Source organism: Shewanella sp. S1-58-MNA-CIBAN-0166, assembly GCF_040310085.1.
In the GTDB taxonomy this organism is placed as follows: domain Bacteria; phylum Pseudomonadota; class Gammaproteobacteria; order Enterobacterales; family Shewanellaceae; genus Shewanella.
This window is the reverse complement of the sequence record NZ_JBEOPN010000009.1, coordinates 82,125-101,157: the sequence shown is the minus strand read 5'-3', so window position 1 is coordinate 101,157 and position 19,033 is coordinate 82,125. Positions and strand designations below refer to the sequence as shown.

The following is a 19,033-nucleotide window of genomic DNA, read 5'->3' as shown; positions in this document are numbered from 1 at the left end:
TGCCGCAGTTGCAGTTAACTTGAACATCTTGACCAAATAAGCTTAAGTTTGATTTACCTGAGCTTAATGTGGCAGAGCATCAGTCTAGGGTTAGTGGGCCATCGATATTTTGATAATCGACACTACCAGAACCCGAATTAACAATGGTCAAACCTTTGGTGTTAGCCACATCAATGCCACCGGAACCATCATTTATCTTAACTAATCCGGAGACTTGATTAACCTTGATTGAACCCGAACCATCTTCAATACTCACATCACCAATAACATGGTTAATGCGAATGGAGCCCGAACCATCTTGCAACTCAATCGCGCCTTTAGCCTCGCTAATATTAATAGAGCCTGAACCATCAACTAATACCAATTTGCCAATGTGGTTCATCACAATACTGCCAGAGCCATCGATCAACTCAATATCCGCACTAACATCATCTATTTGGATGGGCCCTGAACCGTCTTTAATATTCAATGCGAGCGCCGCTGGTACTTCTACCAATAAATCAATATAAGGTGATTCACCGAAATAATGATCACTGTGTATTTCTGATAATAAATAGCCCTTATCACCTTTTCGGGTCAAGCTGAGCTTAATTTCGATGTCATCTTGATCCAATGACTGGGTGTAGATATCAGCATGTACGGTGACTTCTTTTAGGCCTTCAACGCCGACAATCGTTAACTTGCCGGCGCCAGTATTAGCGACTAACTCAGTTAATGATCCAGCATCAAGATTCAATTGCTGCTGTACTAAGTTAAGATTTGTATGGTTTTGCTCTGATGATGACGAAAATACTGACTCTGCTTCACTTTGCGAAGCACCGAATAGGGTGGCGCCCAGAATAAGCCCGACTGTGACACTAATGGTTGCGATACGAATAGACATAAGATTAATTCCCTTTATGAGGATAACAATAAGCTTAGGCCGCCAAACAAATGCTCTTAATATGAGTAAACTGTGGTTAGTGCGCGTTAGCGGCAATTAACAGTTAGTTAGCAGGTTTCATACCAACTAAACAAAATTAATATTTACAACAACTTACAATTAACAGTAATAAAAGTAACTTCGTCATCAAACCCAAAATGGTTAAAATCCCATACAATGTGGTTAACTTCACCACTGTGATCATCATGGTTAACTCAAACAAAAAAGAACATAACCCTATGCCGACTTCTCCTGCGATACCACAAACGTTAACTATTATTGTTGGTTCAACCAACCCAGTTAAAATCAATGCAGCAAAACAAGCTATTGGACAATATTTCCCTGATGTTCGTATTGATTGCACTGGCATGCATGCGCCATCACTGGTCGCAGACCAACCAATGACCGAAGCAGAAACTAAATTGGGTGCCATCAACCGTGCTCAATTTTGCCAAGCCAATGCAAAAATAGTCGATCAACATGCTGACTTTTATGTGGCAATGGAAGGCGGAGTAGATCAGTTTGATCACAGCCCTGCCACCTTTGCTTACATGGCCATTATCCATAACGACACATTATCTGTTGGTCGAAGCGCTAATTTGCCGTTACCACTATCAATTTTTAACGCTTTACAAGCAGGTGAAGAACTTGGCAAAGTAATGGACCGAGTATTTAACACTCATAATATTAAACAAAAAGGTGGCGCGATTGGCTTGCTAACTCGAGGTTTAGCCACCCGCGAAAGCATTTATACCCAAGCATTAGTGCTGGCAATGGCTCCCTTTATCAATGCGGAATTATTTAATGACTGAAAATCAGCAAGCAAATACAACCAAGGACGGCTTGCAAGCGCCCTTGATTAGAATGTTACAACCCCATGACGATGCTGCATTGGCCGCGGTGATCCGTGAAGTGTCTGCAGAATATGGTTTAACCCCAGATAAAGGTTTTAGCGTGGCCGATAAAACCCTCGACTGTTTAAGTGAGGTGTATCAAGCTAAAGGTTCACAATACTGGGTGATTGAATATCAAGGCAAAGTGGTTGGCGGCGCAGGTATTGCGCCATTAGCAAAAAATGGCGGCGTATGTGAATTACAAAAAATGTACTTTTCTCGCGCTATACGTGGTCAAGGTATGGCAAAGCCATTAACCCGTCAGTGTATTGAGTTCGCCAAACAACAAGGCTATCAATCGATGTATTTAGAAACCACGGCAGTGCTAGTTGAAGCACTAGCACTCTATGAAAAACTGGGCTTTAGCCACTGTCAGCATTTAGGCGAAACCGGCCATGATGCCTGTGAAATTGCGATGATAATGAGCTTATAACGTGTAAAACACTCCATTATTATCAGATATCAGCGGTATTAGATTGTTTTTTAAACAGTTTTACTACGACTTTATTATAGCGCTTTGCAATCACCCAAAAGCTTGGTAGCCTCAGATTAAGCACATTCCATAGGAGGATGATCATGGAATATCAACGTATCGCGCATTCTAACCTTGAGGTGAGTAAAATCTGCCTCGGCACCATGACTTGGGGAGAACAAAATACTCAAGCCGAAGCTTTTGCTCAACTCGATTATGCTATCGGTCAAGGCGTTAACTTTATCGATACCGCTGAAATGTACCCTGTACCACCTAAAGCCGAAACCCAGGGCGAAACCGAACGCATTATTGGTAACTACCTTAAAGCACAAGGTAATCGCGACAATTTAGTGATTGCCACTAAAGTTGCTGCGCCTGGTGGTAAAGGTGATTACATCCGTAAAGATATGGCTCTTGACTGGCGCAACATTCATCAAGCCGTTGATGACTCATTAGCACGCTTACAAATCGACACTATCGATTTGTATCAGGTGCATTGGCCGGATAGAAATACTAATTTCTTCGGCGAAATGATGTATGAACACGACGAAGAAGAGCACTACACCCCTATTTTGGACACACTTGAAGCCTTAGCGGAAATCATTAAGCAAGGTAAAGTGCGTTATATCGGCATTTCTAATGAAACCCCTTGGGGCTTTATGAAATACCTAAAATTAGCCGAAAAGCACGATTTGCCACGTATTATCAGTGTGCAAAATCCTTACAACTTGCTTAATCGCAGCTACGAAATCGCCATGTCTGAAATCAGTTATCGGGAAGATGTGCCGTTATTAGCTTATTCGCCGTTAGCCTTTGGTGCCTTAACCGGTAAATACGAAAATAATCAGTGGCCTGAAGGCGCACGTTTAACGGTATTTAAACGCTTTGCCCGCTACAACAGTACCCCAATGGCACTGCAAGCGACGCAAGCTTATATCGATTTGGCCCGCGAGTTTAGTTTGTCACCCACCGAAATGGCCTTAGCCTTTGTCAATAGCCGCAAATTTGTTGCCGCTAACATTATAGGCGCCACGAACTTGCATCAGCTAAAGCAAAATATCGACAGCCACAAGGTCAGCTTATCTGACGAACTGATGATAAGAATTAACGAGCTATCAGCGCTATATCGTTTCCCTTGTCCGTAGGAAAACAATAACCGCCAGACAAATTGAGCTTATCGCCACAAAACCTTGCAATGGGCATCAAGATCACTGAAGATCTTGATGCCTTTTCTTTTCAATACAGAAACCCTTATTTATGAAGCCTGCATCGTCATCATCGTCTGCCGTTTTATTTGATCATCAAGCATTACGCGATCAATTCCCGGCACTTAAACAGACCATTGGCGATCATCCTTTGTGCTACTTAGACACCGCAGCAACGAGCCAAAAACCGCAAGCGGTGATTGATGCGATGACCGAGTACTACCAACTCAACAACGCCAATGTGCACCGTGCGGCGCATCAATTGTCTGCGCGGGCAACTCAGCAATATGAAGCCGTTCGGCAACAAGTGGCTGAATTTATTCATGCCCCGCGTCAAGACGAAATCATTTTTACCCATGGCACCACAGAGTCGATCAATATGGTGGCCTACGGATTGACTTCGCAGATTAAAGCGAATGATGTGATATTAATCGATACCGCAGCCCACCACGCCAATATTGTTCCTTGGCAGGAACTGGCAAAGCGCACTGGCGCTGTGATCAAACCGATTCCGCTGACAATAGATGCGCAACTGGATATAGCCGCTTTTGATCAACTATTAAAGCTTAAGCCTAAACTAGTTGCCCTATGCCATGTGTCAAATGCACTAGGCACATTAAACCCAGTCAATGAGCTAGTCGCAAAAGCCAAAGCCGTGGGCGCGTTAACTTTAGTTGATGGCGCTCAGGCCATTGCCCATTTACCTGTTGATGTACAACAAATTGATTGTGACTTTTATGCGTTTTCAGGCCATAAAATGTATGGGCCAACGGGCGTGGGAATTTTATATGGTCGATATACTGAGCTCGATCAATTAACCCCAATGCTCACTGGCGGCGAGATGATCAAAACCGTGAGTTTTGAGCATACTGAGTTTGGTACGCTACCAAATCGCCTTGAAGCTGGAACGCCCGCTATCGCAGAAGTCATTGGCCTAGGGGCTGCCATTGGTTTTTTACAACAATTTCCTCGCGAGCAAATACTCGCACATGAACAACAATTGCTGCACTACTTACAGCAACAACTGCAACAGCTTGGCGCTATTGAGTTGTATGGTATTGCCAATAATAGTCACCCTGGTGATAGCCGATCTGATGATAAGCACTGCGCTGATGGTCAACGCCATAATATTGGTGCGGTGGCGTTTAATCTGCAAGGTGAACATCACCAAGATGTGGGGATTTTACTCGACCAACAAGCTGTGGCTGTTCGCTGTGGTCATCATTGCGCTATGCCATTGATGGCCAGCCTTAATTTAAGTGGCTGTTGCCGTGCTTCTATTGGCATCTATACTAATAAGCAAGATGTTGATCAATTTATTCATGCACTTAATACTGTAAAAGAGTTATTGTTATAGTATTAAGGTACAACACGCGGCTCCTGATGTATCTTTTCTCTACAACCGAGGTTATTTGAATTACCATGTTAAGTCCAAGCACCACACCTTCACCGCAGTTATTTTCGCCTTTATCGGATGAATTAGTTGAAGCCGTTAACCTCATTGAGCAAGCCAATAACTGGCAAGATAAATACCGTCAGATAATGTTATTGGGGAAATTATTACCACCACTCGCGCCGGAATTTAAACAGGCAGACGCACAAGTTAAAGGCTGTGAAAGCCAAGCATGGCTGTACCATTACACACTAAATGGCCAGCATTTTTATCTGGCCGATAGTGACGCCCGTATTGTAAAAGGCTTAACTGGATTGTTACTGGTCGCCTGCCAAGGTAAAACCACCGGGCAAATACAGCAATTTGATGTAAAACAGTATTTTGATCGTCTCGGATTAAGCGGCCAATTAAGTCCATCTCGTACCAATGGTTTAACTGCGTTAGCGCAAGCCATCGTTGCCTATACACAAGATGTTGGTACCTGAAACACCTGCCAACCCTAAGGAATAATAATGACCCAAAAAGTCTGTAACCAAGCTCGCCGTCATATCTTAAAAGGCCTTGGAGCAGCCACATTATTAAGCCCTTTAAGCTCATTTCCTGCATGGGCAGCTAAACCACGTCGTTTATACATTGATGGTTTATCATTTTTACCGACCGACATCAATGACGTTAAAGCCTCAAAACTCGACGCTTTTATCGCCGATATCTCGGCGATTGAAACCATTGAACAAGCTGATGGCACTAAAAATTACAAACGCACTTATGAAGCCTGCATCAACAGTATTACCCAAGCGGCTAATTCAGTAAAAGCCAATCCAGACGTGTATCTGCAAGGGCTTACAGGAACTGACATTAGTAAAGCTAAAACGCAGCAACAAACCGCGGTGTTTTTTCAAATTCAAGGCGCTGATTGTGTTGAAAATGACGGTTTAAGTAATGAATGGCAACAACTAGATAATTTGCATCAACAGGGTTTACGGGTACTGCAGCTGACACACCATTATGGTAATCGCTATGCCGGTGGTGCATTCGATAATAATGGCTTGAATAGTTTAAATACCCCATTAACCGCCGCTGGGCGTGAGCTCATAACAGAGCTTAATCGGAAAAACATTCTTATCGATGTGAGTCACTCAAGCGCCCAAACGGCCCTTGATGCAGTAAAAGCCAGCCAGTCTCCGGTAGTGCTAAGTCATGGTGCTGCGCGCGCTATTGTCAACAATGCCCGTTGTTCACCCGATGAAGTTATCCGTGCCATTGCCGATAACGGCGGAGTATTTGGGGTGTTCATGATGAGTTTTTGGCTCACCAACAAGCCAATTCCAACGATAGAAGACTACATAAAGCAACTTGCTTATATTTCTAAAGTGGGCGGCTTTGATTGCGTAGCCATCGCCAATGATTTCCCACTTCGTGGTCAAGAAAACCTATTAGCGTTAGATAACAATAATAGCGAAGGGATAAAAGAATATCTCCAATGGTGGCACACCTTAGAAGACAAAAATGTATTAGGTTTTGACGTTGAACCCAAGCATGTAGTGATCCCAGAATTAAACAGTATCGACCGCATGAGCCGCATCGACGATGCCTTGAAAAAAGCCCGTTTCAAATCTACCGATCGCGATCGTTTTATGGGTGAAAACTGGCAAAGAGTGCTCAAACAGGTGTTAGTTTAATGCACCATATGCCCAAACGACCTTCGGTCTGCTAAAGAAAAGATAACAAGCAAACGCTGGCTTGTTATCTCAGGGATAGGGGAAGCTTCGCTGCTAAGATTTTATAGCATCTAGCCGCGAAGCGTCCTAGTACCTGGCTGCGCAGCGATCTAGTATCTAGAAGGAGCGAAGCACCGCCCTCTGGCGAGCTTGCGAGTTCCTAGAACCTATCTCTTAATCTGGCTAAGGTATTGATAAAATAATCAACCCTTTTTATGTAGTCGACTTAGGGAAGTTTAAATCCCTGCACCAGCAATTTCTCTTGGCGGATTAAGCACATCAATCGCTTTTAAGTAAGCTAATAAACCATGTACCTGAGTATCAAGATCACCTTTGCTGGTATCTATGGTTAACTCTGCTGATTCAGGCACTTCGTAAGGTGATGAAATACCGGTAAAGTTAGTGATCTCTCCCTTGCGAGCTTTAGCGTACAAGCCTTTCGGGTCTCGCGATTCACACACACTCAATGGTGTAGACACATGGACTTCAACAAACTGACCTTGTGGGAATAATGCCCGGACGCGATCACGTTCTTCACGGGTTGGCGAGATAAATGCAGACAGCACCACTAAGCCAGAATCAACCATTAACTTAGCCACTTCGCCAACACGACGTAAGTTCTCATCGCGATCGTCAAGGCTAAAGCCTAAGTCTTTACATAGACCATGTCGAACGTTATCACCATCAAGTAAATAGGTATGAAAACCATGCTCAAATAACGCCCGTTCTAATGCACCGGCAAGGGTTGATTTACCCGAGCCTGATAATCCCGTAAACCATAACAATACTGGGTTTTGGCCTTTTTGGGCGCCACGGGCAGCTTGGTCAATGGCATGTTGATGCCAAACAATATTACTCATCACTACTCCTATCGAATGGTTATTACACCACACTAAAATTCTTTGTTAAAACGGGAAGAAATACGGGATCGAAAAAATAACCACTAATGAATATACGATGGATAACGGTAAACCTAAGCGGATAAAATCGCTTAATTTATAGTTACCGGCATTAAATACCATGAGATTAGTTTGATAGCCGTAAGGCGAAATAAAACTCGCGCTTGCGCCAAATACCACCGCCATAATAAACGGCCGAGGATCGACGCCAAAACTGGTCGCGACCGCATAAGCGACCGGGAAGGCAAGTGCTGCAGCGGCGTTGTTGGTTATCAGCTCAGTGACAATTAACGTAATCAGGTAAATTCCAACAAAGGCGGCAAACACACCATAACCATTAAACACACTCAATAAAGTTTGTGCCATGACGTCTGCTAAGCCGGTTGCGACCATTAAGTTAGCTAAGCCTAAGGCACTGCCTACAATCACCACTAGTTCTAGCGGGAAGCGACGTTTAAGCTCACTTAAGGTTATCGCGCCAATCGCCACGTAGCTGAGTAATAATAAAACTAAGCCTTTGGCTAATGGTAATAGCTCAAAAATGCTCGCCAAAATGGTTAGTGCAAACCCAACAAGTACCCAGTTACCGCGTTTTTCATCTAAACGCACGCTTAAGTCTAAGCCGCTAACGGCAGCAAAGTCGCTGGTTAAATTAGGGCACTTAGAAAAACGATCGCCTGGCGTGAGCAGTAACACATCACCGGGTTGTAAAACCACATCGCCGAGTCCACCTTTTAACGGTATATGACCACGACGAATAGCCATCACGGCTGCATCAAAGACTTCACGAAAGCGCGAATCTTTTAAGGTTGTGCCAACCAAACTTGATGATGGCGCTAATACCGCTTCAACCAAATTTTGGCCTTTAGCATGCTGCTTACCAAACCACTCTAAACCATCAAACTGATGCAATAACTCAACCGACTCAACCGCCCCACTAAAACGCAAAACGTCATCGGCTTGCAGCACCATTTGTGGTGGCACAGGGCAAATACGTATACCGCTGCGTTCTAATTCAACTAAGTAGAGTTTTTTAAGTGCGCGCAAACGGTTATCAATAACACTTTTACCCACTAAAGTAGAGGTTTTAGCAACATGAGCTTCCAATAGATAAGGCAATGCTTCATCTTCGGACTCTTCACGCCTATCGGGTAAAAAATTAGCCATAATGGTCAACACCACTAGACCACTTATGACAACTAATGCACCAACTTGTGAGAACTCAAAAAATCCCAGAGGTTCAAGGCCAGCATTTTCAACAAATGAGTTAACAATCAAATTGGTAGAAGTACCAATGAGCGTAAGCGTGCCACCGAGGATTGCAGCATAGTTTAGTGGCAGTAATAACTTAGAAGGAGCATGCGCTTGATTACGGCGCACAACACCAATTAACGAAGCCACAACAGCTGTGTTATTGGTAAACGACGACAACAACGCCGTCGATATACCTAATTTAGCCAGGGTAGAAAATAACGAGCCTTTCCCTATCACTTGGCTTAATTTGCCCAGTAATGAGGTTTTCTCGAGTGCTGTGGCAGCCAGCACCAACAGCACTAAAGTAATTAGTCCGTTATTAGTAAAGCTGCCAAGCGCTACATTTAAGTCAACTAGTCCGAGGATATAACAAAGTAATGAAGCGAAAAAAAACATGGCGGCCGGTTTTGCAAGCCCAGCAAGAAGCCCACCGACCAGTGCTAACAAGATAATCGCTAACAACCATATTTCGCTCATTATTTATTTTCCAAGTACGCTAATATCACGAGCATTCCAATGCGGAAAATGCTTACGCACTAACGTATTAAACTCGACTTCAAATGCACTAAACTCAGTGTTGGTTTGCTTATCGCCTTGATGTCCACTGACAACCATAGCCGCTGCTACGGTAGCATTAGATAATCTGTCGATTAAAATCATGCCGCCAGTATCACGCACCAAGCTGTAAGCGTCTAACACAATCGATTCAGTTAAATCTAACTTAACTCGGGCAATGGTATTTAAACTTAATGAGCTTGCTGCACTGCGCTCAAGCGTGTTCACGTCAGTAATGTATTCAATTTCGCTCACGACGGCTTGAGTTTTCTTACCCGCGACTTTCACATCATATAATTGACCGATCTGTAATGGCTTTTCATCCATCCACACCATATCGGCAACAATATGGTTAGCAACTTCTGGTGCAGTTATAGGGTGAGCCAATAAATCACCACGTGAAATATCAATCTCATCTTCAAGGGTAATCGTAATAGCTTGGCCTGCTACAGCTTCTTGCAAATCACCATCAAATGTCACAATACGCTCGATTTTACTGCGTTTGCCTGATGGCAATGCAACTAATTCATCGCCCACTTTAATGATACCTGACGCTAATGTGCCAGAAAAACCACGAAAATCTAAGTTAGGACGTAATACGTATTGCACTGGGAAACGAACGGGTAGATCGCTCAGTTCACGCTGGGTATCGATAGTTTCAAGTAACTCAAGTAATGTGCCACCTTGATACCAATCACACTGCGTACTGCGGTTAACCACGTTGTCGCCATTTAAAGCAGATAACGGTACATAGTGAATATCTAAATCACCGCCATTTTCTGTATCACAAGCACCTTTAACAAATTCAGTGAAGTCAGCTTGAATTTTTTCAAACACAGCTTGATCAAAACCAACCAAATCCATTTTATTCACAGCAACAACAAAGTGACGTAAACCTAGTAACGATGCGATAAAGGCATGGCGTTTAGTTTGGGTTTGGACACCATAACGTGCATCAACCAAAATAACCGCTAAGTCACAGGTAGATGCGCCCGTTGCCATGTTACGAGTATATTGTTCATGACCTGGAGTATCAGCAATGATGAACTTACGTTTTTCACTGGAGAAATAACGATAAGCTACGTCGATAGTAATACCTTGCTCACGTTCAGCTTGTAAACCATCGACCAATAACGCGAGATCAATGGCTTCACCAGTAGTGCCCATCTTCGCGCTGTCACTTTTTAGACTCGCTAACTGATCTTCATAAATTTGCGCACTGTCATGCAGTAAACGACCAATTAAGGTACTTTTACCATCATCAACACTGCCACAAGTTAAAAAACGCAGTAAGCCTTTGTTTTGTTGTAAGGCTAAATATTCTTTTACACCGTGCAGCTGGATCTCTGCTGCCATACGGTCGGTATTGATTTTTGCTTGGTCCATAATCTTTCTCACTCAAATTCATTCGCATGCTGGGTTGATAAAACAACCATGTTCAATTGTTTAGAAATAGCCTTGACGCTTTTTCTGCTCCATTGACGCACTTTGGTCAGAATCAATTAAGCGACCTTGACGTTCACTTGAACGAGTTAATAGCATCTCTTCAATAATTTTTTCTAAGGTGTCAGCTTCTGAAGGCATCGCCGCAGTTAGCGGATAACAACCTAAGGTTCTGAAACGAACCCGTTCAACCGATTCAACATCACCTTCTTCAATAGGCATACGGTCATCATCTTTCATGATTAGCTGACCGCCTTTGTTTACTACTGTGCGTTGTGCAGCAAAATATAACGGCACAATCTCAATACTTTCTTGATAGATGTACTGCCAAATATCGAGCTCAGTCCAGTTAGATAAAGGGAACACTCGAATGCTCTCGCCTTTATTGACCGCGCCATTATAAGTGCGCCATAACTCTGGACGTTGGTTTTTAGGATCCCAACGGTGGTGTTTATCACGGAACGAATATACCCGTTCTTTGGCACGAGACTTTTCTTCGTCACGTCGCGCGCCACCAAAAGCAGCATCAAAACCATATTGATTTAAGGCTTGCTTTAAACTTTGGGTTTTCATAATGTCAGTGTGCTTGGCACTGCCATGAGTGAATGGGCCAACACCTTGTTCAACACCTTCCTGATTGGTATGAGTCAGTAACTCAAAACCAAACGCTTTAGCTTGCGCATCACGAAAGGCTATCATCTCTTTAAATTTCCAACCCGTATCGACATGTAATAACGGAAATGGAATTTTACCCGGGTAAAAAGCTTTGCGCGCTAGATGCAGCATCACCGATGAGTCTTTACCTATCGAATACATCATGACAGGATTACCAAACTCAGCTGCTACTTCACGGATAATCTGGATGCTTTCGGCTTCCAGTTGTTGTAAATGGCTTAACGAACGGCCTGCCATGATGATTCTCCATTACCTAATATTGCTGCAGAGCAGCGGGTTAAATTATTCGACTACAGCGCTTTCGCGACTGTGTCTAAATCTGTTTTTTGTTGCGCAGTTTTTTGTTGCGCAGTGACGGGATCAAACCAATTTAAGCTGTCAGCTAATTCAACAACCTCACCAATAATCATCAGCGCAGGCATCTGTAAAGCAGGATCTGCGGCTAATTGAGCCAGCTCACCTAACTTACCAATAAACCGCTGTTGTGATGAGGTAGTCGCGTTAGACACAATCGCCACTGGCGTATCAGCACTTCGGCCGGCGTTGATTAAACCATCACTAATAATATTGGCATTTAATATGCCCATATACACCACTAAAGTATTGTTGGAATTAGCATAACCCTGCCAATCCATAGGGCGACTCGCTAACTGGCAATGACCAGTAATAAACGTGACACCTTGAGCATAATCACGATGCGTTAACGGAATACCTGCATAAGCGGAAGTGCCACTGGCAGCGGTAATGCCAGGCACTACTTCAAAAGTAATACCGGCTGCAACTAAGGTTTGTAACTCTTCACCACCACGACCAAAAATAAACGGATCGCCGCCTTTTAAACGCACCACATTTTTACGGGTAAATGCTTTAGTCACTAATAGCTGATTAATTTCATCTTGAGCAGCGCTGTGTTTACCTGCGCGCTTACCCACAGCAATTTTTTCAGCGTTGCTGGGGATCAAATCTAAAATATCTTGGCTGACTAATGCGTCATATAACACCGCATCAGCATGCTTAAGAATGCGATAGGCTTTTAGTGTTAGCAGCTCAACGTCGCCTGGACCGGCGCCGACTAACCACACTTTGCCTTTGGCTTTTTGCCCTGGCATAGAGACTAACTCCATCACATTTACCTCAAGATATTTGACCATGTTCAAATATAGCGTTTTCTATATTCCATATACAATAGTTAATAGTTAGTTTTTATAACTAAATAGAATATGAGGCGGTTTGTTCGCAATTTAATCTATTTGACATGCTAATACGTATAAAATCCGCCGTTGAAATGAAAAGAATTGTTAACTTAATTCGACAAAGCTCTGCCAATTGATAACAATGAGCACTGAAAAATACTGAAACTAAGAATTACACTAAAATTAAACCTATAATTATGCTTATGGATGATGCAATGATAAAAAGCACTCAATATCTTGGACTCTCGTTATTATTACTTGGCTATAGTACCCTCGCCCTTGCAGAAGACTCCTTAGTCGATGAACGTGTAAAAGGAGAACTCGCAACATCTGAAAAGCCGTTTGTGATCACGCCACACAAAGCTAATTATCTGCTTCCAGTAACCTATCAAACCAGAACCAACGCATTACCCTTTGAAGTTAAATACCCAGACGAAGATTTCGCAATCGATAATCTAGAAGCAAAATTCCAAATCAGTTTTAAGTTTCCAGTTTGGTACAATGTTTTTGGTGATAATGGCCATTTGTTCTTTGCCTACACCAACCAATCGTATTGGCAAGTCTACAACGAAGAAGCTTCATCTCCGTTTCGTGAAACCACACATGAACCTGAAGTGTTTATGTTATTCAATAATGATTGGAAAATTGGTGGTTTTACCAACTCATTCTTAGGGTTTGGTGCTGTGCATCAGTCTAATGGTCAAACCAACCAATTATCACGCAGTTGGAACCGAATATACGGCAGTGCAGTATTCGACCGTGGCCCTTTCGCACTCGGACTTAGAGTGTGGTGGCGTATCCCTGAAGATGAAAAAGAAGATATTAATTCAGCTAAAGGCGATGACAATCCAGATATCGACAGTTACATGGGTAACTTCGAACTGACTGGAGTGTACGGTTTAAATGAGCATCGCTTTACTATGCTACTGCGTAACAACTTACGCGATACCAATCGCGGTGCAGTTGAATTTACCTGGAGTTACCCGATTATTGGTACTTTACGTGTTTATACTCAATATTTTAATGGTTACGGTGAAAGCTTAATTGATTATGACCATCATAATCAGCGTATTGGTATTGGTATTGCGTTAAATGACATTCTGTAAGCTAGATAATTAATGTCTTTAATTCATTAACATCGACAATTAGCTGTAATCGATTAACGCAAAAATAGAATGTACGAGACATAAAAAAGGTGACCATTTGGTCACCTTTTTGGTTTCATTAATGTCGTATTAGCACAATAACGTTAATGAAATTATTTAGCACTCGCTTTAGAATTTACTTTAGAACCAATTACTAAGCCCTTATCCGTAAAGTCTACCGACATCTGTAAACGCATGTCGTAGTCTTTTAACATCAGCAATTCTTCTGGCATTGGTTCGCCACTCATTTCTGCCATATCGACTAATGGAGCAAACATTTTTTGGTAATCGACAGATAAGTCAAAGAAACCATTAGATTCAAGTGGTTGCTTATACATCAAATCAGCTAACTCAGTACCCCTGTCGCCAGTATAAGCAACTAAATGACTACCTTTGATGGCTAATTTTGCACTAACCCCAAATTCAGGTGGCAACATTAACATTGGAGTTATATCGACTGGATCGCCATTATCTTTCAAGTCCACTTCTGCAAGCGGCGGATAAAACGGCTTCATCATATCCACTAACATCATCGGTTTTTCAGCCGACACGCTTATTAATGCATCTAGTTTTTCGAAACTAGCTTGGCCATTCTTCTCTGTTAACTTGTAATCCGCTAGTGTCACGCTAATGCCTTTAACGCCATTAGCCATCCCCGTCATCATGCCAAGCATTGCTGGATTTAACTCGCTTAATTCTGATTGCATTTGAGCCAATGCAGCACATTGATATTGCGGTGTTTGTAAATCTTTCCACACTTCGTTCAATGCTGGTGCGAGTTGATTAACATCAATACCGAGTGAAAGTGATAAAATATTATCATGACCATTACTGGCAAATGATGGCACAAAGCCACGCATTTTATTCAATGCAGACAAAATCACCTGGTTATTACTTTCAAGCACAACAGCAGCATCAATGGTACTTTCTTCACGAGTGATAGAGTATGAATTTAACCCCATTACACTGCGCGGCCAGTTAGCAGCAATGGCACTTAATTCAGTTTGACACACGAGTGTTTTCATTTCAGCAAAAGGATCTTCACCCTGAATCTCAATCATTTTGGTCATTTGCTTGGCCAGCATATTACCGTCAGTCGACGTTAACCCTTTAACCAATTCAACATGATTAATAAAGCTAATACTGTCTTGCATAAAACCATGAGTATTAGCGATGTCTTGCAACAGGGTGGTTTCGCTAATTGGATGCTCAACTTTCTTTTCACCCAAGGCGGTTTCAAGCAATTCAGGTTGATTAAATGACGTATTCAAGGTCACAGTTAACCAGCCATCTTTAACAGAAAATACAATCTCAGCGTGCTCTTTCTCATCAACATCAGTCAATGTATAACCGCGATATTCAACAGTTCCAGATTTGCCCATAGTATGAGTTAAGCCACTTTCCTGCTCGGCGCGATCTAATTCCGCCCAAAATGCTGCAGGATTGCTGATCTCAACTTTCATGACCGGCAATGCACCCAAGGTATAAAAATAACTCTTAATTAAATCAGGTAAGCCGTAGGTGGATAGTAAGGTTTCAGGCTCAGGCAACACGGTCATGTATTGCTTGTATAAACTGATAAAAAAGCGCTCTTGAGCTGATGAACTATCATCTAGCGACAGCATTTTATCCAGATCATAAGCTTGATAATTACCTGCAATGCTATACAGATAATCTTTTAACGGAAATGGAACTAACTGCCCAGAAAACGCTAATGTATCAGCTGGAATATAGTCCAACATAGGATCATTTTTAACGACTGACGTCCCTTGTTGCGACAGAAAATATCCACCAGCACCAACAGCTAATACCACAGCAGCAATTGCCATCTTATTCATCTATAAACTCCAATTTATATTATTGTTAACTCTTCCTTGAAATGAGTTAGCGTTTAAACATTTATCATCTTTTTGGGATAAGCATTATCGATTACACCGATAAACTGCGGATTAATTTAGCATTAAATGTTAATAAGCGCATTAGATGTTACCTTTTGGGGGATATTTATCCTGAAAACTGCACTTGTAAAAAACCAATACGCCAAAAAGACAGCTTATTATCTAACGAGTTTTGAGAGGGAATTTGACGAGAATAAAGTGAAAATCAAAAAGCATTAAGCTGGAAATAATTCAAACATCTGATCTCCCGATAACTCAAACCGCTGAGTTATCGGGAACAATCAAACAGATTGCTTATACGCTAACAAGTCAATCAATGTGCTCGAGGATGCGAGCGAAGCTTTTGAAGGTACGTGGATTGCAAAAACAATCCCAAAACGTCAACAAAAACCGTCTACGGGAACTTCTAAATCTAGACTATTATCGGCACTGATGCATGAAAATTTAAATAAAATTTAATTATTTTCAATTTGCACATAAAACCAGTAGCTCAATTCAATGCACAACTAATTATTTAGGAGGACAAACCAACCTCAACCTGCCCTTGTTAATTATAACGTTGCAATGTCTGACAACATGCTAACAAACAGGCTTGGTGATAATTTGGCTGCATGATATTACAAACCGATGAGATAAAAGCAGTTTATCTCATAATTCAAACTTATGAATGACAAGAATAAAACAAATTAATGAAAAAGAACAACGTCGAATTTAAGACAAAATAGAGGCTGATACGGTAGATAATGAAAGCCTTAAAATGCATTCATCCGCAATAAATTGCGGATGAATGGAGTACATTATCTAACACCACTTCACAACTAGATATCGAAGTGCAAACCACATTCTCGTTGTAAGCCATTAAAACGGGTTTCTTCTTCAGACATACCTAACTCAAGTGGTTTGCTTGAGTGAGTATCACCTACCGACACATAACCTTGTTCCCATAATGGGTGATAGGGCAAGTCATGTTCCGTTAAGTACATGTGCACGTCTTTGTTGCTCCACTCAATGATGGGTAACAATTTAAAACGTTTGCCACTAATGGCTAAAATCGGCAATGCTTCACGGGTACTAGACTGACTGCGACGCAAGCCTGCAAACCAGGTACCGACATTCAATTCAGCTAATGCACGCTGCATAGGCTCAACTTTATTGATGCGGTTATACTTTTCTAGGCCATCAATCCCCTGCTCCCACAGCTTACCAAAACGCGCTTCTTGCCACGCTTGGGTTTGACCCGCTTGGTACACTTTAAGATTCAGGCTTAAACGCTCGGTTAACTGATCAATAAATTGATAGGTCTCAGCAAACAAATAGCCAGTGTCGGTTAAAATAACCGGAATATCGCTTTGCGCTTGAGTCACCATGTGCAACATCACCGCGCCTTGAATACCAAAGCTAGACGATAACGCATGATCGCCCGGTAAATATGCTAGACCCCAAGCCACTCGTTGTTGCGCCGTTAAGCCTGCTAAAAACAGGTTAATGTTTTCAAGCGCAGCGATTTGCTCAGCTTTAGGCGCTAACAATAACGCCTGCAGTTGAGCCGGAGTAACTGAATGATCGACGGCCGCGTCAGTTGACGCAGTCGTTACCACTTCATTAGGCATGAAAATCCTTAGCGGCGTCTATAACCGCCTTCACTACGCCAATGCGTACAGTGAAGTTACCAAAGGTTTCGCCCGCATCGCGCTCTGTGGCGTAGCGACCAAATAAGGTATCCAATTCAGCTAAAATTTCAGCTTCTTGAATGTTTTCTTTATGCATTTTATTTAAACGCGTGCCTTCAAAGCTGGCGCCTAAATACAAGTTATAACGCCCAGGTGCTTTACCCACTAAACCAATTTCAGCTGCAAATGGACGAGCGCAACCGTTTGGACAACCGGTCATACGCACTACAATTGATTGCTCGCTAATGCCGTGTTTAGCCTGTAATGCATCGATGTGATCAATAAACTCAGGGAAGTAACGCTCAGCTTCAGCCATCGCTAATGGGCACGTTGGTAATGCCACACAGGCAATTGAATGACCGCGAGTACCGCTTAGCACTTGGCCTAATAAGCCGTGCTTACGGGCTAAACCTTCGATCTCAGCTTTATCTTGTGCAGCAACACCGGCAATAATCATATTCTGATTAGATGTCATACGGAAATCGCCTTTATGGATTTTGGCAATTTCACGTAGACCAGTTTGCAAGGTTTGACCTGGCATATCTTTAATACGGCCACTTTCAATAAATAGCGTTAAGTGGAACTTATTGTCGATACCTTCAACCCAACCATAACGGTCGCCGCGATCGCCAATGATCACCTCACGCTTAGGTGCAAATTTAACCCCAGCACGTTTTTCAACTTCGGCTTTAAATGCATCAAGACCATGGTCAACAATGGTGTACTTTAAACGCGCACGTTTACGCACAACACGATTACCCCAGTCACGTTGAACCGTCATTACCGCTTCGGCAAACTTGGTGACGTCATCCGTTTTAATAAAGCCCAAGTCGTCAGCTAAACGTGGGAAAGTTTCAACTTCACCGTGGGTAGAACCCATACCGCCACCAGCAACCAGGTTAAAGCCAATTAACTCGCCAGCTTCTGCTACCGCAATAAAACCAAGGTCGTTGGTATACACGTCTACATCGTTATGTGGCGGAACCGCAACAGCCATTTTAAATTTACGTGGCAAATAGGTTTTGCCGTAAACAGGTTCAACCGTTTCGGTGCCTAATAGCTTTTCTTCATCTAACCAAATCTCAGCATAAGCGCGAGTGTGTGGTAATAGATGATCAGATAAATGCTTTGCTACCGCATAAGCCTGCGCATGTAACTTAGATTCAACCGGGTTTGGATTACACATCACGTTACGGTTTACGTCACCACAAGCGGCAATAGAATCAAGGGCGGCGCGATCAAGACCTTGGATCAAGGTTTTTAGATTACGCTTAGGAATGCCGTGGTATTGAAACGTTTGACGCGTGGTTAAACGAATGCTGTTTGAGGTGGTCAGCGTAGATGAAATTTTATCCACTTCTAACCACTGCTCAGGAGTACAAATACCACCAGGTACACGGGCTCGTAGCATGAAGCTATGCAGTGGCTCTAGCTTTTGCTCTTTACGTTCATTACGTAAATCACGATCGTCTTGCTGATAAAAACCGTGGAACTTGATCAACTGCTGATCGCCATCGCTAAACGATCCTGTCACTTGGGTATCTAAACCCTCTTTGATATCGCCGCGTAAATAATCACTGTCGATTTTTAAGTATTCGTTTAACGCTAACTTTTGCTCACTCATGGCCTGGGCCTCTCTTAATTCTGTTCAATTCATTAGTGCGATTGGGTTGCTAGATTTGGCCTAACAACCGAGGT

Annotated in this window: 16 protein-coding genes; 7 read left to right on the top strand and 9 right to left on the bottom strand. The window is 42.6% G+C overall.

Features of this window, described 5'->3' with window-relative positions; all coding sequences use genetic code 11:
* Positions 1 to 79 precede the first annotated feature (79 nt).
* Positions 80 to 883: a DUF4097 family beta strand repeat-containing protein gene (locus AAEY99_RS07820; protein ID WP_351009924.1), complete on the bottom strand. Its 804-nt coding sequence runs from the start codon at positions 881 to 883 to the stop codon at positions 80 to 82.
* Positions 884 to 1,161: 278 nt separating this feature from the next.
* On the opposite strand from AAEY99_RS07820, the gene yjjX reads away from it, so the two are divergent.
* From yjjX to AAEY99_RS07790, 6 genes are all read left to right on the top strand, one after another.
* On the top strand, positions 1,162 to 1,734 hold the full coding sequence (gene yjjX, locus AAEY99_RS07815) for an inosine/xanthosine triphosphatase (RefSeq protein ID WP_182744253.1): 573 nt from the start codon (positions 1,162 to 1,164) through the stop codon (positions 1,732 to 1,734).
* Positions 1,727 to 2,248 carry a GNAT family N-acetyltransferase gene (locus AAEY99_RS07810; protein WP_182744246.1) on the top strand — a complete coding sequence of 174 codons (522 nt, stop codon included), beginning with the start codon at positions 1,727 to 1,729 and terminating at the stop codon, positions 2,246 to 2,248. The genes yjjX and AAEY99_RS07810 overlap by 8 nt, the downstream gene beginning before the upstream one ends.
* A gap of 143 nt (positions 2,249 to 2,391) precedes the next feature.
* Complete coding sequence (locus AAEY99_RS07805; RefSeq protein WP_182744245.1) at positions 2,392 to 3,432, top strand: NADP(H)-dependent aldo-keto reductase; 1,041 nt, start codon at positions 2,392 to 2,394, stop codon at positions 3,430 to 3,432.
* Positions 3,433 to 3,544: 112 nt separating this feature from the next.
* Complete coding sequence (locus AAEY99_RS07800) at positions 3,545 to 4,849, top strand: aminotransferase class V-fold PLP-dependent enzyme (protein ID WP_351009919.1); 1,305 nt, start codon at positions 3,545 to 3,547, stop codon at positions 4,847 to 4,849.
* A 65-nt stretch (positions 4,850 to 4,914) separates the two neighbouring features.
* On the top strand, positions 4,915 to 5,370 hold the full coding sequence (locus AAEY99_RS07795; protein WP_101086063.1) for a SufE family protein: 456 nt from the start codon (positions 4,915 to 4,917) through the stop codon (positions 5,368 to 5,370).
* Between the two features lie 27 nt (positions 5,371 to 5,397).
* On the top strand, positions 5,398 to 6,564 hold the full coding sequence (locus tag AAEY99_RS07790; RefSeq protein ID WP_162022332.1) for a membrane dipeptidase: 1,167 nt from the start codon (positions 5,398 to 5,400) through the stop codon (positions 6,562 to 6,564).
* Positions 6,565 to 6,839: 275 nt separating this feature from the next.
* On the opposite strand, the gene cysC is transcribed toward AAEY99_RS07790, so the two are convergent.
* The 5 genes from cysC to cobA are packed head-to-tail and all read right to left on the bottom strand — an operon-like array spanning position 6,840 to position 12,553.
* Positions 6,840 to 7,463 (bottom strand): adenylyl-sulfate kinase, encoded by a 624-nt coding sequence (cysC, locus tag AAEY99_RS07785; protein WP_101086067.1) that lies wholly within the window; start codon positions 7,461 to 7,463, stop codon positions 6,840 to 6,842.
* Positions 7,464 to 7,508: 45 nt separating this feature from the next.
* A complete protein-coding gene (locus AAEY99_RS07780) occupies positions 7,509 to 9,233 on the bottom strand; it encodes an SLC13 family permease (RefSeq protein ID WP_101086068.1) in 1,725 nt (574 codons plus the stop codon).
* A 3-nt stretch (positions 9,234 to 9,236) separates the two neighbouring features.
* Positions 9,237 to 10,697, bottom strand: coding sequence for a sulfate adenylyltransferase subunit CysN (cysN, locus tag AAEY99_RS07775; RefSeq protein ID WP_192115487.1), 1,461 nt, complete (start codon positions 10,695 to 10,697; stop codon positions 9,237 to 9,239).
* A gap of 60 nt (positions 10,698 to 10,757) precedes the next feature.
* Entirely contained in the window at positions 10,758 to 11,666 is a 909-nt protein-coding gene (gene cysD / locus AAEY99_RS07770) for a sulfate adenylyltransferase subunit CysD (protein WP_101086070.1), read from the bottom strand.
* A 53-nt stretch (positions 11,667 to 11,719) separates the two neighbouring features.
* A complete protein-coding gene (cobA, locus tag AAEY99_RS07765) occupies positions 11,720 to 12,553 on the bottom strand; it encodes a uroporphyrinogen-III C-methyltransferase (RefSeq protein ID WP_351009915.1) in 834 nt (277 codons plus the stop codon).
* Between the two features lie 284 nt (positions 12,554 to 12,837).
* On the opposite strand from cobA, the gene AAEY99_RS07760 reads away from it, so the two are divergent.
* The gene (locus tag AAEY99_RS07760; RefSeq protein ID WP_242445105.1) at positions 12,838 to 13,728 is read left to right on the top strand and encodes a phospholipase A; all 891 of its coding nucleotides are present in this window, start codon (positions 12,838 to 12,840) and stop codon (positions 13,726 to 13,728) included.
* A 152-nt stretch (positions 13,729 to 13,880) separates the two neighbouring features.
* Here AAEY99_RS07760 and AAEY99_RS07755 read toward each other — a convergent pair whose 3' ends face one another.
* From AAEY99_RS07755 to cysI, 3 genes are all read right to left on the bottom strand, one after another.
* Positions 13,881 to 15,605, bottom strand: coding sequence for a hypothetical protein (locus AAEY99_RS07755; protein WP_101086073.1), 1,725 nt, complete (start codon positions 15,603 to 15,605; stop codon positions 13,881 to 13,883).
* 878 nt (positions 15,606 to 16,483) lie between these two features.
* The gene (locus tag AAEY99_RS07750) at positions 16,484 to 17,275 is read right to left on the bottom strand and encodes a phosphoadenylyl-sulfate reductase (protein ID WP_101086074.1); all 792 of its coding nucleotides are present in this window, start codon (positions 17,273 to 17,275) and stop codon (positions 16,484 to 16,486) included.
* Positions 17,268 to 18,959, bottom strand: coding sequence for an assimilatory sulfite reductase (NADPH) hemoprotein subunit (cysI, locus tag AAEY99_RS07745; protein WP_101086075.1), 1,692 nt, complete (start codon positions 18,957 to 18,959; stop codon positions 17,268 to 17,270). The genes AAEY99_RS07750 and cysI overlap by 8 nt, the downstream gene beginning before the upstream one ends.
* Positions 18,960 to 19,033: the final 74 nt, after the last annotated feature.